Origin of the sequence: Sphingobacterium sp. G1-14, assembly GCF_002196555.1 — a bacterium.
Classification (GTDB): Bacteria; Bacteroidota; Bacteroidia; order Sphingobacteriales; family Sphingobacteriaceae; genus Sphingobacterium; species Sphingobacterium siyangense.
The window spans coordinates 44,758-59,682 of the sequence record NZ_CP021381.1 but is presented as its reverse complement, the minus strand read 5'-3'; the positions used below and the strand labels follow the sequence as shown (position 1 = coordinate 59,682).

The following is a 14,925-nucleotide window of genomic DNA, read 5'->3' as shown; positions in this document are numbered from 1 at the left end:
TTTTCTAATTTTCATAAAACATTAGTCATATGTATGCTAAATTACTGCTGTTAGTAAATTGCCTCCTATTCGCTTTGTTGGCGTCGGCCCAGATCGATCAGACATTGCAGAAACTGGATACTTACCATAGCCAGCACATCAAAGAAAAAATCTATCTCCATTTGGACAAAAATGATTATTCGGCCGGAGAAACCATCTGGTTTAAATTATACTGCACCACCGCCCCTTTTAATTATTTGAGCAACATTAGTAAAATTGCTAACGTAGAATTGATTTCTCCAACCAATAAGATCATTAAAAGTATCAAAATTCCAATTACACTCGGTCTAAGTATAGGCGACTTCAATCTGCCGGACACCTTGGAAGAAGGCTCCTATCGCGTTAGATCATTTACCAGATGGATGCAAAATGACTCTGTAGCCAATTTCTATGAACGCGTCGTTCCCATTACAAATGGTCGATCTGATAATATCATAACGAGAAGTGAACTGGTCAAAAACGGAACAGAAAACATGTTCCAGATTAATCTCAAAACCATTCAGGGAGCCCCACTGATTAATAACAGCATCAGTTATACTCTACAACCGAACAACAATAAAGAGAAATCCGGCCGATTAAAATCGAATGATAATGGAACAGTGGCGCTGGAATTGAAAGATGACTTTAAAGGGGGGACGTTGTCTTTACAATTTCTTTCTCTGGATAAAAGACGTATTCTCAAAAGTTTTGTTATCCCCGATCCCAACAACCAAAATAGCATTCAAATTTTCCCCGAAAGTGGCGAACTGGTCAACAACATATTATCCAAAACAGGGTTCAAAACACTTACTCCCAACGGTTTCGGAAAAAAAGCAAAAATAACAATAGTGGAAGAAAACCAAACAACTGTTGCAGATTTTGAAACAAATTCACTGGGGATGGGAAGTATACCACTCGTCTTACAGGCAGGAAAAAAATACGTCGCTACAGCCCTTTTCGAAGATGGATCGTCAACAAGTGCTTCTTTACCCCCTGTTCAAAATTCCGGATATGTTCTAACCGTAAATTCAGTACTAAAGGATAAGATTGCAGCACAACTTTCCGCTACTGCAGACTTGGTCAATGGCAAAGATATTTATCTGGTAGCCCAATACAATGGCCTTGTACTTCATGCCGCTAAGCAGAAATTAAATGGAACGGAGATCTTATTCAATATCCCCAAAAAAAACCTGCCTTCTGGAGTTTTACAATTATCCATCTTAACAGATCAAATGGTTCCTATTGTGGAAAGATTGGTGTTTAACTACAATACGACATCGACCTTACTTCCTGTCTCCATAGAACTCAACAAACTCAGCTTTACAATACGCGATAAAGTGATTGCTGATCTTTCCGTTAAATATGATGATAGTGACACCACTAGGTTTGCGGCGCTCTCCGCATCAGTGGTAAACCTCAGCAAGGTTGATTCCACAACAGATCGCTATTATTCATCTATTGTCTCGGAGCTCCTATTGAAATCTGATCTTCGTGGCTTTATTGAACGGCCCAATTATTACTTTGAGGATTTAACGAACATTAAACTGACAGAACTAGATAATCTTATGTTGATCCAAGGTTGGCGCAAATTGGACTGGAAGAATTACACAAGTACATCAGCTACTTCGTTCCTTCCTGAAAAAGGACTTACCATCGCTGGGGCCATCAAGAAAACGGCCCGAAAGGCTGTGGTTCCAAATGCTAAAGTAACCCTAATACCGACGAGCAATATGTTGCTGAGTGTAGATACGCTGACAGACAATAATGGCCGATTTTCATTTGACGAACTTTTATTTGCAGACAGCGTCAAGTTTATTGTAACAGGTGATGGCCCTAAAGAGAAAAAAAGAGTTGATATTGTTATCGACAACCCGCTTACCCCTCCTCTAAATCCGAGTAAAGATCAACCCTTGTTGGTCAACGACATCAATACCAAGCTGCTTACACAACTGAAAAATAGCCAACAATTCCTTGGCGAATTGGAAGCGGCGGGCATAATCCAAAAGAGCATTCGGTTGGAAGAGGTACAGGTCAATAGAGTACGAACAAATAAAGCTGACAAGAACTCCAGAAACCTCAATGGGCCAGGAAATGCCGATCAGGTCATTTCGGCCGAAGACCTTTCCACTTGTACGACACTGGAGCAGTGTCTTGCGGGTCGATTAGTTGGTGTCATGTTTCGAAATGGTGTCCCTTACAGCACAAGATCCATGGGGTTAAATGGCGGAAGTCCCATGCAAATTGTTCTTGATGGGATGTATATTGAAGCTGATCAAATTGATATGATCAATGTCGCCGATATTGCTAGTATTGAGGTTCTCCGCAGCATAGGCAACACGGCCATATACGGCAGCTACGGAGGCAACGGTGTTATCGTTATTACCAGTAAATCAGGAGATGCCATCTCCTCATCTTATACCCCCACAGGAATTCTAACGATCACGCCAAAAGGGCTATATGTACCCCGAACCTTTTTCAAGCCCCAATATGATGCAACAATCCAACATAAGCTTACACGCGATCTACGGACAACAATCGCATGGGAACCAAATCTGATTACGCAGAAAGAAGGAAAAACACATTTCGATTTCTTTACTTCTGACGAACCTGGGACTTACAAACTAACCGTTGAGGGAATAAGCATGGATGGAAAAATTGCTCATCTGGAGTATTTAATAGAGGTAAAACCACAATAGCAGCGCAAACAAATCGTTATATTTAAAAACAAGGTTATGCAACATATTAAAACCAAAATAGAAGATCATATTTTAAGTATTTTCCTCGACAGGGGGAAGTCAAATGCCATCGACACTCAGCTATTGAAGGAACTGATAGACACCTTGGAATCTTCCCAGCAAAATGAAGCCATTTATGGTGCAATATTGATTGGCAAGGAAAACTTCTTTAGCGCAGGACTCGATCTAATTACCTTATTCCAATACGATGAAGAACAGATTCAGGAATTCTGGAATTTATTCTTGGAGGCGACATCGCTACTGGCCGCTTTTCCAAAGCCGCTCGTCGCTGCAATATCTGGTCATAGCCCAGCTGGGGGCTGCGTACTGGCACTCTGCTGCGATTATCGCATTATGGCCGAAGGGAATTTTGTGATTGGCCTTAATGAAATTCCAGTCGGACTCATCGTCCCTGAAAGTATATTTCAGCTTTATGCATTTTGGATCGGAAAACGGAATGCTTATCAGAATTTGCTCGAAGGTAAATTGCTCTCTCCTGTAGATGCAAAAACACAGGGGCTTATCGATGACATTGTTCCCGCTAATATACTCTTCAATACCGCAACAAAAAAGATAAAACAGATCACGCAGTTCAACCAAAAGACCTGGCAGACATCCAAATTGAACTTCCGAAAGGAAATAATCCTTAAATTGCGCGAGAATAGAGAAGAGACAATCCAGCGCATCCTCGAACAATGGTGGCTTCCGTCAACGCGCTCTATTCTAAAGTCAATTATTGAAAACTTGACTTCAAAGAAGTAATATTAAACAAAATCATCATGAGAAATCTCTTTTTCTTTATTCTTATTTGTCTCACTGCAAGCACAATCTCCTGCAGAAATAGTAAAAAAGAAGATAAGGCTGTAAAAATCGTACAGGATTCAATTCCTGTGGATACCCTACAAAAACCTGACACGACTGAAAAGGAAGTAAAGGAAGAGAACTCCGAAACGCTGGAGGAGGTACTGGAGAAACTTGCCAAGGCATATTCAGAACAGGACAGTAAAACAATAAATTCCTATATACATCCCAAATTGGGAATCTACATTATTTATCGTCCAGGCGCACTAGACTCTTATGTACACCAAAACAGTTTTAATTTTTCTAAGCCTGTACCAGAGTACCATTCTTATGAAAAGTTAACATACAAGGGTCCATTGAAGTCCGGAAAACTACCTATTTTTGATTGTGGTACGATGAAGTGGGATAAAGCCGGATTCTATTACGATAGAAAATCCCGCCCCAATGAATTATCTCAAACGGCAAAGTTCATGAATGAAATTCTTGACGCCAAAATTAGTAATACTGAATTACAGCGACTAAGAAATATAGAATTCAAAAGTTATAGAGCCATTATGACCTCCAATGAACATGAAGAACCCTTTGTTTTTCATGTGACAAAAGAGGGAGAAAAATGGTATATTACAGCCATAGACCGCGCTTATGCCGGATGTGACGCATAATATGTTGTACATTTTAACCAAACTTAACGATAATGAAAAATTTAGATAAAGACATACAAAGGAAAATCGAAGATTGGTTAACCCCAAGTTATGATGAAGGAACTCGAAAGGCAGTTCAGGATTTAATTGACAATAATGAAGAGACAGAACTTACGGATTCTTTTTACAGGGATCTTGAGTTTGGAACCGGTGGCTTAAGGGGCATTATGGGTGTGGGCTCCAATCGTATGAATAAGTATACGATCGGCAAAGCCACGCAAGGATTAGCCAACTATTTAAAGAAACAATTCCCAGATCAGGAGATTAAAGTAGCGGTATCTTATGATAGCCGCAACAATTCGCAGGCATTTGGCCAGCTGGTTGCCAACGTTTTTGCCGCCAACGGCATCAAGGTACATCTGTTCACCGAATTGCGCCCGACCCCAATGTTGTCGTTTGCCATTCGTCATTTCGGCTGTCAGAGCGGTGTTATGCTAACGGCTTCACACAACCCAAAGGAGTACAATGGTTATAAGGCTTACTGGAACGATGGCTGCCAGCTGACTGCACCTCATGATAAAAATGTAATCGACGAAGTAAACGCAATCAGTTCAGTGAGCGCTATTGAATTTGACGGGAATACGCAAAACATCATTCCTGTTGGGGAAGAAATCGATCAGCGCTATATCAATGCCAATAAAACATTAAGTATTCATCCGGAAGCGGTACTGGCTCAAAAAAACTTGAAAATTGTTTTTTCGCCGATACATGGTACCGGAATTACCATTGTTCCTAAAATGCTAGAAGCCTGGGGATTTGAAAATGTTTCAGTCGTTGCTGAACAGGCCACGCCCGATGGCAACTTTCCAACGGTAATCTATCCAAACCCCGAAGAGGAAGATGCAATGGCCTTAGCAAAGAAAAAAGGGGAAGAAATTGATGCTGACCTTGTATTGGCAACAGATCCCGATGCTGATCGTGTCGGGATTGCCGTAAAAAATAATAAGGGACAATTTCAACTGCTCAATGGTAATCAGATCGGCAGTTTATTGATATACTATGTCCTCAGTGCAAAAAGTGAACTAAAACAACTCGGATCGAATCCATATATTGTAAAAACTATCGTAACTAGTAATTTACAATCCGATATTGCAGATCACTATGGTGTAAAACATTATGAAACACTTACAGGCTTCAAATATATTGGTGAATTGATTACCAACCTAGGTGATTCAGCACAATATCTTGCAGGCGGAGAGGAGAGTTATGGCTATCTAGTAGGCGATCTAGTGCGTGACAAGGACGCTCCAAACGCTTGTGCTTTCCTAGCCGAAATGACCGCCTATTTCAAAACAAAAGGAAAAACAGTTTACGAAGTTCTATTAGATATCTACAAAGAATTTGGCTGTTATCAAGAAAAGCTCATTTCCCTAACTAAAAAAGGAAAGGCTGGTGCCGAAGAAATTCAAGCCATGATGAATGGCTTACGTCATAATCTACCAACCACACTCGGTGGAATAAAAGTCAAAGAAATCAGGGACTATCAGCTTTCCCAAATCACAGATATGAGTACAGGGGAGAGAAGAGCGATCTCATTGCCTAAATCTGATGTATTGCAATTTATAACAGTAGATGGCGATGTGATTTCTGCCAGACCATCGGGAACTGAACCCAAGATTAAATTTTACTGTTCTGTAAAAGAAAGCTTGAAAGATACTGCTGATTATTTCGATGTACAAACTATTTTGGAAGAAAAGGTTGACCGCATGATGAAAGATATTGTAAGCTAATGGAAAAGTGGAAACTATTATCCTCTGAATATATCTGTAAAGAGCCTTGGGCTACACTGCGCAGAGATACCTGTGAGCTTCCGGATGGACGGATCAATGACCATTATTACGTACTGGAGTATCCAGATTGGGTAAATATGATTGGAATTACTGAGCAGAACGAACTTCTGGTCATTAAGCAATACCGCCATGGAGCGGGCATTATTTCATTGGAGATTCCCGCAGGGACAACAGAAGCAGGAGAAGATCCTAAACATGCTGCTGTGCGTGAAATGCTTGAAGAAACAGGCTATCAATTTGATCAGATTGAAGAAATCGCCACGCTTTATGCCAACCCGGCGACAAGTGGCAATATTACCTATACCTATCTGATGACGGGGGGTAAAAAAGTTCAGGAACAGGCATTAGATGAACATGAAGAAATCGATGTTTATCGTATACCGCTTGAAGAAGCAAAAAGCATGTTGCTGGACAACAAATTCAGTCAGGCACTACATGCTAGTGCGCTATTCTATGCTTTCAACAAATTAGGCTTGTTATAAAACAAGCCTAATTTTATTCTGTTTTTTTCATTCATACTTTTAATTTTCACTAGCTTGCTGATTTTTGTACCTTTGCATCATGGCAAGAGAAATTTTTGAAACCAAGCGAAAGGCCCTGAAAATAAATCTAAACCCAGAGATTTATGGAACCTTTGCAGAGATCGGTGCTGGACAGGAAGTCGCACGTAACTTTTTCAACGCAGGAGCAGCATCAGGCACAATTGCTAAAACAATGTCAGCTTACGACATGGCTTTCAGTGATGCAATTTATGGTGAAGAGGCTGATGGTCGATATGTCAGCAGAACACGTTTAAAGAAAATGCTCTCCCATGAATTCAATCTTCTTACCCAACGACTTCATGGCGATAAATACTGCAACAAAAAATTCTTTGCTTTTGCAGATACGGTAACAACCCTCAATTTCACCAAGACAAATGAACCTCACGGCTGGATCGGACTTCGCTTCCAACATGAAGTTGGAGGCCCTACAAATGATATCATTGTCCATGTAAGACTACTAGACAGCGACAACCAATTGCAACAAAAAGTTTTAGGTATAATTGGTGTAAACCTATTATTTGCGGCTTATTATTATACAGACAATGTGCAGACCATGATCGAATCATTGGTCGATAACCTTTCTGTTGGTTCCGTTGAGATTGACCTGGTTAAATTAAACGGCCCTCTATTTGAAAACGTCAACCAACGCCTAATCAACTTATACCTGATTGCAAAAGGATTTGCTAAAGCCGCAATATTCCAGCCTGATGGTAAAGCGGTACAAATCAAAGATTATCTGTACAAAAAGAACATTATTTTACTTCGTACCAAATACCGTCAGAAATCCCTTCCAAACTTTGATCTCTTCAATCTTGCCGTTGAACAGTTCAAAAAAAATACGGGTGCAACTGACGCAGACACCATTGTATTAATTGAAGTCCTGATGGGAAATGTGTTGGAAGATACACATGAAATTACAGATGAAGACCTGCAAGAATTTGCTTCTAGGGCTGACGAACTATGTGCGACAGGCAATAATATTATCGTTAGCAACTTTAGAAGAAATAATCATTTAGCCGAGTTTATAAGCAACTTTAAGCCTAAGAACATTGGAATTGCAACCAACGTTTACAATTTAAAGAACATTTTCAATTCAGATAATTATAATAAAGAGTTATACACCAATGAACTTCTTTCCTATATCTCGGGGATGTTCAATAAAAATGTGAAACTCTACGCATATCCTTATCTCTTGAAAAAAGAAAATAAGATTATTACAACGCACAATATGCCGGTTTCTGAAGAAGCCAAACCTTTATTTGAATTCTTAATTAAAAACGGCTATATCATAGATATTGAAAATTACGATGAGAAATTTGTAAAAACCGTATAAGCAGATTATCTCCAAAATTATAATTTATTATATAGCCCAATTTTCTTAAATTGGGCTATATTTATTTTTGTGCCTTATGAAGCAAGAAAATGTAATACTGGTTGACAGCAATGACAGGATGATTGGTAGCATGGAGAAATATGAAGCCCATGAAAAGGGGCTATTGCACCGTGCTTTTAGTGTATTTTTGTTCAATGAGCAAGACGAATTGCTCCTGCAACAAAGAGCATTAAGTAAATACCACTGTGGCGGACTTTGGACTAATAGCTGCTGTTCGCATCAGCGCCTGGAAGAAAGTAACGTAGACGCCGCCAAAAGGCGCTTAATGGAGGAATTAGGAATTACTGCAACAGCTCTTCAAGATGTCTTCTCGTTCGTTTATAAAGCTCAATTTGACAACGGACTTACGGAGCATGAATTCGATTATGTCTTATTCGGAAAATTTAATGGAACTACAGAAATTAACGAAGAAGAAGTTGCCGCAACAAAATACATGAACCAACAGGAAATTCAAAATGAAATACAACACTCACCCGAGCAGTTTACTCCCTGGTTCAAACTAATCTATCAACGTGCTTTTGATACTTACTTTCGTATATATAAAAACAAATTATAACAATCTTATACCCTGCAAAAAAAAGATCCTGCCTTTTAAGAACCAGGATCTTTTTTTGCCTTTAGTTTAGCGAATCGCTATAAGAATTTTTTATAGATGGAATACAGAATTTTAAGATCATTCTCACTCATGAACGCTGTATTTACGTCCTGCTGAATGTAGTGAATCTTAAATGCTTTTATTGCCGCATCGAGATTACTTACATCGTAACCGATAATACGTAAGGCCATTTTTGGGTTAAAGTCTGCTGGAGGCACCTCTAAATAGTCCTCATACCAAAAGCCGAATCCTTGATCAGCCAGTTTTTTCCAAGGAAAACGTGACGGATCATTTTTTCGGGTTGGTGCCAAATCCATATGTCCAATAAAATTTGCCTGCGGGATTCTATAGGTCGTTTTTAAATAAGTCAACAACTGCGTCAAGGCGTTTATCTGGGCATCAGTCCAAGGATCAGTAGTCCCATTATTATCGAGCTCGATGCCAATGGAAGAAGAATTGAGGTCCGTATCATTACCCCATTTCCCCAAGCCCGCATGATGCGCACGATACAGGTCATTGACCATCTGTACTACTTTTCCATCCCGACCAACCACATAATGGGAGCTTACACCTGCTTTCGCGGAATGAAATGTACGGATGGTCTGTCCCAAAGAATCCTGTGCAGTATGATGAATGACAACAAAATTTGGTTTACGGATGCCAAAATTAATCGAGGCGATCCATTGTTGTTCTTTGACATTCACCTTCTCCAATTGACCGGTGACAGGCGATTGTTTATAGAGTTTTGAAAATTCTTTTGCTTGCTTTTTATATACCTTTTCAGTCTTCGCGTATTTACCTCCCGCACAGGAAGCCAATAATGCTGTTGCGACACAAAGATTGATGGAAAATTTTAGTATCTTCATATTGAAATGTTTCAGCACAAACTAAGGTAAATTTGCCAACAAAAACAAATTTATTAGCTTCGTCCTATAGTTCGACATAATTTCCAAATATCCTTTTCTTATACATTGCGAAACAACGCTGCCTGCTTTAAAAAAAGCCCAAACCAATGTTTGAGCCTTTCCCATATCAACTATGCATTTCCTGCTTAACTGAAATTATATTTTCTATTATTTCAGTGCGCTGAGGTTCAATTTTGCCAAAAATCCTTTCAGCTCGTCGAGGCTATACCCATTCCCCCGAAGGGTAATCAGATAGCGGTCTTTCTCGAGATAACTTATTTCGGAGCTTTTTGCCGTTGAGCCTTCCACTCCTTTGCTATCTGTTGTTTTTGCTCGTTTACCTTCAAATTCGCCAGTTTTTTCTATTTCAGTATCTGTAATTTTCTCTGAATCTACCATGAAGCCCATTTGCGCCAAGCCCACGATTGCCGAAGCTGTCTCGCCCGCACCATCAATGATATTGACTTTAATTTCCTTCTGGTTATCGACAGTATACGTAGCCTCTCCAGATACAACTTCTGCCCCATACATTGATCCGCCAGAATAGGACGTTCTTTTTAAACCATCTAAGCTTTCCGGTAAAAAAGCCTTCAACTCTTCCGAACTTAAGGGTTTCTCGGATTTAAGTTTGGCTTGAAGGTCTTCCAATTTTTTTGCTCCATCACTCAGATTACCCAAGTTGGATACTCCCTTAACTACATCCGAAATCCCAGCCTCTTTCTCCTTAGCATCTTCACCACCTTCACTGGATTTGCTGTTGCCGCAGCTCGCGACCAAAAGGCCCAGTCCTAAGAGAACAGGCATTACTTTCCATTGTCTTTTCATGATTATCAGTTTTAATTAAAACGCTAAAAAGAACAAAATAATATAATTAATCTAAATTTTAAAATCTGTTCGCATACGATCTTTAGACCTTAAAGCGCGACCTAAATTTCTACCTGTTACTTGTTTTTTCTAAATACTGCCGAATGGGACTGCGCTGCACAAAAAAAAGGCCTCTATGCGAGTATAGAGGCCTTCCGTTATAACTACCGAGATTATGCTTCGGCGTATTCTTCAATTGAAGGACACGAACAAATCAATGTACGGTCACCTTGAGAGTCGTTCACACGACCTACTGAAGGCCAGAATTTACGTTCTCTTACATACTCCAATGGGTATGCGGCAGTTTGACGACTGTAAGGTCTGTCCCACTCATCTGCAGTTACAACCGAAGCTGTATGTGGTGCATGTTTCAGTACATTGTTAGCTTGGTCCACGTCTCCTGCTTCAACCGCAGCGATCTCTTCACGGATAGCAACTAATGCATCACAGAAACGATCCAATTCAGCCTTAGACTCAGATTCAGTAGGCTCAACCATCAATGTTCCTGCAACAGGGAAAGAAACTGTCGGTGCGTGGAAACCATAATCCATTAAACGTTTTGCAATATCTGCAACCTCGATACCAAAGTTTTTGAATCCACGGCAATCTAAGATCATTTCGTGTGCACAACGTCCGTTAGTACCTGAATAAAGTACTGGATACGCATTTTCTAAACGTGCCTTAATATAGTTTGCATTTAATATTGCGGTTCTTGTCGCATTTGTCAAGCCTTCACCACCCATCATTGAAATATAAGCATGAGAAATAAGCAAGATTGATGCTGAACCAAATGGAGCTGCAGAAACAGCAGAGATACCCTCTTCACCAGAAGTCGAAACCACTTCGTGGTTAGGTAAGAAAGGAACTAAGTGTTTTGCAACACCGATAGGTCCCATACCTGGACCTCCACCACCGTGAGGAATACAGAATGTTTTATGGAGGTTCAAGTGACAAACATCGGCACCAATATGCCCTGGGCTTGTCAATCCAACCTGTGCATTCATGTTCGCACCGTCCATATAAACCTGACCGCCATTTGCATGAACAATTTCACAGACTTCAATGATCGACTCTTCAAATACACCGTGTGTAGAAGGGTAAGTCACCATCAGTGAGTTCAAGTTTGCAGCATGTTCAGTCGCTTTTGCTCTTAAATCTGGAATATCGATATTTCCTAATTCATCACATTTCACAACGACCACTTTTAAGCCTGCCATAGAAGCAGAAGCCGGGTTGGTTCCGTGTGCAGAAGCAGGGATCAAACAGATATTACGTCCATGATCACCACGGCTCTCATGGTAAGCACGGATAACCATCAGACCAGCGTACTCACCTTGTGCTCCTGAATTTGGTTGGAAACTCATCTTCGCAAAACCAGTAATTTCAGACAACCAATCGTTCAATTCACCGATCATTTGCATATATCCAGAAGTTTGATCTGCAGGAGCAAATGGATGCAAACCGCCAAATCTCGCCCAAGTAACTGGCACCATTTCAGCTGTAGCATTCAATTTCATCGTACATGAGCCCAATGGAATCATCGAGTGGCAAAGCGATAAATCTTTTGCTTCCAACGATTTGATATAGCGCAACATCTCATGTTCAGAATGATAGCTATTAAAATTTGGATGTGTTAAGTAGGCAGAAGTACGTACTAAATCGGCAGGAATTGAAGAACCTAAATTCTCTTCTAATGCATCGAAATCTACGTCATTCAATGTTTTACCTTGAATTTTAGCAAATACTTTGACGATCGTCTTAATATCTTCGTATGTGGTTGTTTCGTCGATAGCGATTGAAACTTCCGAACCATTATAATAGAAGTTTAATTCGTTATTTAATGCTTCAGATTTCAAAGCACCAGCATGTGCACCTAAGTCTACACGTAAAGTATCAAAATAAGCCGCGTTCAATTGCGTATAACCCAACGACTGTAATGCTTGATCCAACAGATTGGCCAAAGCATTGATACGTGATGCTATATTTTTGATTCCTTCTGGGCCATGGTACACGGCATAGAATGAAGCCATAATCGCTAAAAGAGCTTGTGCAGTACAAATATTTGAAGATGCTTTATCACGGCGGATGTGTTGTTCACGAGTCTGCAAAGCCATACGCAATGCATACTTTCCATTTGAATCGGAAGTAACACCAATAATACGACCAGGGATATTACGTTTAAAGCTGTCGCGTGTCGCAAAATATGCTGCATGAGGACCACCAAAGCCCATCGGTACGCCAAAACGTTGCGAATTACCAACAACAACATCTGCACCCCATTCTCCTGGAGGCGTTAATAATGCTAAGCTCATCAAATCTGCCGCCGCACATACGGTAATATTCTTACTGTGAGCTGTAGCTGCAAATGATTTATAATCAACAATAGAACCATCCGCTGCAGGATATTGAACAAATGCAGCAAATACATCATCTGTTAATTCTGATTCAGCAATAGCCGCAATTTTAAGTTCAATACCAAAAGACAAGGCACGGGTCTTCAAAACATCAACCGTCTGCGCATAGGCATTGTCCGACACCAAGAATACATTAGCATCTTTATTTTTCCGAGCTGAATAAAGCATAAACATGGCTTCAGCTGCAGCCGTAGCTTCATCCAACAAAGAAGCATTTGCTATTTCTAAACCAGTAAAGTCACAAATTACAGTCTGGAAGTTCAATAAAGCTTGTAACCTGCCTTGTGCAATCTCCGCCTGATAAGGTGTATACTGCGTATACCATCCTGGGTTTTCAAATACATTTCGTTGAATGACGCCCGGAAGGATTACATCGTAGTAACCTTGACCAATAAAAGATTTAAAAACTTTATTTTTCTCAGCGATTTCCGCAATACGCTTTAAATAGGCTACCTCAGACAATGCTTTAGGAAGATTTAAAGGTTTTGGAGCACGAATTTGAGAAGGGACCGTTTGGTCAATAAGTTGGTCAATTGACGAAACGCCTAATTTAGCCAACATTTCATTCGCTTCAACTGGACTTGGGCCATTGTGGCGACTTTCGAATTTTTCTTGGAAGTGTATATTGCTCATGTGTGCAAAAAGTTAACGCTTATAGATAGTTAGCGACATAATAATTAGGCAATTAACTCTCTTATAAACAGTCGTTTTTTGGATGAGCAAAGATAGCAAAATAAATGACTGAAAACGAAGCAAAAAAGTGGATAAAAAGTCAGTTTTACTGAGCTACTGAAATGCAATCGATTGTCTTTGTCAATTAATTTTTGGAATAACCTCAAACATACAGATTGTTCATTATAAATATAACAAACAATACAACAATCACTTGCTACAATTTTAAAAAAACACCGGGTTATCTGTTATTTCACCTACGTATTTCTTTCATTACTTCACTATTCTTTTTTGCAATGCCAATGAATTTTCAATAAATTAGTATATGTACCAATTGTAAAGTGACTTCGAAATAACGATATACACTTTTTTGCTAAGAACAACTGATATCAAGGGTATTTTGTTATCAGGAATCTTAACAAAGAAAACATTATCCAGCTAGGGAAGCATCTCTTTTGACAAATGCAAATTATCACAAAAAACGAATATCATTTCTTTTTAACGAATATAAAACAGCGAAGTAACGATTATAAACCATGAGAAAACAGGTAACAGACAGCGTTCTTTTAGTAAGACCCTCTGTCTTCCGTAAAAATGAACAGACTGCGGTCAACAACTTCTTCCAAAAGGATATCGAAAATCTCAGTATGGAAGAAGTCAACAAAGAAGCGCAAGGAGAGTTCGACGCGCTAGTAAATGAATTGAAGTCACATGGAATTTTGGTGACTGTCATTCAAGACGACGAGAAATCAGAAAGCCCCGACAGTATATTCCCTAATAATATTGTCTCCTTTCATCAGGATGGAAAAATAATTTTCTATCCCATGTTTGCTCCCAATCGTCGAAAAGAACATTTATTGGATTTCGAAGGTCCGTTGAAGCAAAACGGTTATTATGTAAAACTAACTAAAGATCTCAGTGAAGCCGAAAACAATAAACAATATTTGGAGGGCACTGGCGCACTTGTCTTGGACCGCGCTCACCGTGTAGCCTACTGTGCCTTATCCGAAAGGGCAGACCGGGATATGCTCGACGAATACTGCAGGACTGAAAACTACACACCTGTTGTATTTCACGCCTTCCAAACTGTCCATGGAGAGCGGAGACCTATCTATCACACCAATGTGGTGCTAGCCGTAGGCGAAGACTTTGCCATCTTATGCCCACAGGCAATCGATAATCAGGCTGAGCTCCAAACGCTGCTGAAGAGTCTAAAAGATACAGGCAAAGAGATCATTGAAATCAATGAGAACCAACTCGAATCTTTTGCAGCAAACTGCCTCCAGGTGAGAAATAAATATGGTAATCGTTTTATTGTCCTGAGCAATCAAGCGTTATCCTCATTGACTTTATACCAAACAGCGCAATTGGAAAAGCATGGTAAAATCATCCATCAAGATCTACATGTTATCGAGACATGTGGTGGTGGAAGTGTACGCCACATGATGGCTGAAGTTTTTCTTCCGAAAGAAAACATACTGTGCTAGTCCCAAGC

11 protein-coding genes are annotated in these 14,925 nt (G+C 39.9%); 8 read left to right on the top strand and 3 right to left on the bottom strand.

Going from position 1 to position 14,925, the window contains the following annotated elements:
* Nucleotides 1-29 precede the first annotated feature (29 nt).
* The 7 genes from CBM24_RS00310 to idi all read left to right on the top strand — a co-directional run bounded on the left by CBM24_RS00310 (nucleotide 30) and on the right by idi (nucleotide 8,536).
* Nucleotides 30-2,714: a carboxypeptidase-like regulatory domain-containing protein gene (locus tag CBM24_RS00310; protein WP_088159782.1), complete on the top strand. Its 2,685-nt coding sequence runs from the start codon at nucleotides 30-32 to the stop codon at nucleotides 2,712-2,714.
* Nucleotides 2,715-2,750: 36 nt separating this feature from the next.
* The gene (locus CBM24_RS00305) at nucleotides 2,751-3,515 is read left to right on the top strand and encodes an enoyl-CoA hydratase/isomerase family protein (protein ID WP_088159781.1); all 765 of its coding nucleotides are present in this window, start codon (nucleotides 2,751-2,753) and stop codon (nucleotides 3,513-3,515) included.
* Between the two features lie 17 nt (nucleotides 3,516-3,532).
* The gene (locus tag CBM24_RS00300; protein WP_088159780.1) at nucleotides 3,533-4,216 is read left to right on the top strand and encodes a hypothetical protein; all 684 of its coding nucleotides are present in this window, start codon (nucleotides 3,533-3,535) and stop codon (nucleotides 4,214-4,216) included.
* A 32-nt stretch (nucleotides 4,217-4,248) separates the two neighbouring features.
* Nucleotides 4,249-5,985 (top strand): phospho-sugar mutase, encoded by a 1,737-nt coding sequence (locus tag CBM24_RS00295; protein ID WP_088159779.1) that lies wholly within the window; start codon nucleotides 4,249-4,251, stop codon nucleotides 5,983-5,985.
* Complete coding sequence (locus tag CBM24_RS00290) at nucleotides 5,985-6,527, top strand: NUDIX hydrolase (protein WP_088159778.1); 543 nt, start codon at nucleotides 5,985-5,987, stop codon at nucleotides 6,525-6,527. Before CBM24_RS00295 ends, CBM24_RS00290 begins: the two co-directional genes overlap by 1 nt.
* A 79-nt stretch (nucleotides 6,528-6,606) precedes the next feature.
* Nucleotides 6,607-7,920 (top strand): nicotinamide mononucleotide adenylyltransferase, encoded by a 1,314-nt coding sequence (locus tag CBM24_RS00285; RefSeq protein WP_075990474.1) that lies wholly within the window; start codon nucleotides 6,607-6,609, stop codon nucleotides 7,918-7,920.
* A 76-nt stretch (nucleotides 7,921-7,996) separates the two neighbouring features.
* Nucleotides 7,997-8,536: an isopentenyl-diphosphate Delta-isomerase gene (idi, locus tag CBM24_RS00280; RefSeq protein ID WP_088159777.1), complete on the top strand. Its 540-nt coding sequence runs from the start codon at nucleotides 7,997-7,999 to the stop codon at nucleotides 8,534-8,536.
* 77 nt (nucleotides 8,537-8,613) lie between these two features.
* Here the strand turns inward: idi and CBM24_RS00275 are convergent, their stop codons facing one another.
* The 3 genes from CBM24_RS00275 to gcvP form a co-directional block, all read right to left on the bottom strand.
* Complete coding sequence (locus CBM24_RS00275; RefSeq protein WP_088159776.1) at nucleotides 8,614-9,441, bottom strand: N-acetylmuramoyl-L-alanine amidase; 828 nt, start codon at nucleotides 9,439-9,441, stop codon at nucleotides 8,614-8,616.
* Nucleotides 9,442-9,648: 207 nt separating this feature from the next.
* Nucleotides 9,649-10,305, bottom strand: coding sequence for a hypothetical protein (locus CBM24_RS00270; RefSeq protein WP_075990471.1), 657 nt, complete (start codon nucleotides 10,303-10,305; stop codon nucleotides 9,649-9,651).
* Nucleotides 10,306-10,517: 212 nt separating this feature from the next.
* On the bottom strand, nucleotides 10,518-13,391 hold the full coding sequence (gene gcvP / locus CBM24_RS00265) for an aminomethyl-transferring glycine dehydrogenase (RefSeq protein ID WP_088159775.1): 2,874 nt from the start codon (nucleotides 13,389-13,391) through the stop codon (nucleotides 10,518-10,520).
* A 575-nt stretch (nucleotides 13,392-13,966) separates the two neighbouring features.
* Here gcvP and ctlX point away from each other — a divergent pair.
* Nucleotides 13,967-14,917 (top strand): citrulline utilization hydrolase CtlX, encoded by a 951-nt coding sequence (ctlX, locus tag CBM24_RS00260; protein WP_088159774.1) that lies wholly within the window; start codon nucleotides 13,967-13,969, stop codon nucleotides 14,915-14,917.
* Nucleotides 14,918-14,925: the final 8 nt, after the last annotated feature.